Consider the following 598-nt stretch of genomic DNA (forward strand, 5'->3'; position numbering starts at 1 on the left):
TTATAGTCATATTATAATCATCTAAATTTAGATTTTTTACAGAATTAGTATTATTGATATCTTCTATATATTGTGCTTCAGTTATATTTGTTATATTCTGCTCGCCTATTCTATTTTCTATAACTCCGCTAATATATGTAATATTATTAAAACTATTTGTATCATCTCTTTTTACAAGTATRAAATTTACAGTATCATTAGTAATCTCATTTCCATTAGCATCTTCATTAAACATAAGTATACTTACCTTATCGCTAACATATAAATTACAGCCTGTAATAAAAAATATACCAATTAGTAAAATAAACTTTTTCATAAACCATAATCCATAAAAAATATTATAATAATATTAACATATTTTATATTTTTTAGAAATATAAACAATATCCTAAAACCACTAATACTATACTTAAATTAAAAATTAACACATAAGTATATAAGCAGCAATAATAAAAACTTGACAAAAATAAGACATAATAGTAAAATATATATAGTATTGTAAGTTTGACAATTATATATAACTTTTAAGGAGAAATTAAATGGCTGTACCTAAGCATAGAAAATCGAAATCAAAAAAGAGATCAAGACAAGCTGCTAA

General features: G+C 21.3%; 1 protein-coding gene. It reads right to left on the bottom strand.

Going from position 1 to position 598, the window contains the following annotated elements:
- A partial coding sequence (locus GQX97_RS14050) for a hypothetical protein (protein WP_157152349.1) occupies nt 1-316 on the bottom strand: 316 nt, incomplete at its 3' end.
- Nucleotides 317-598: the final 282 nt, after the last annotated feature.

This window comes from Brachyspira sp. SAP_772 (genome assembly GCF_009755885.1).
Taxonomy (GTDB): Bacteria; Spirochaetota; Brachyspiria; order Brachyspirales; family Brachyspiraceae; genus Brachyspira.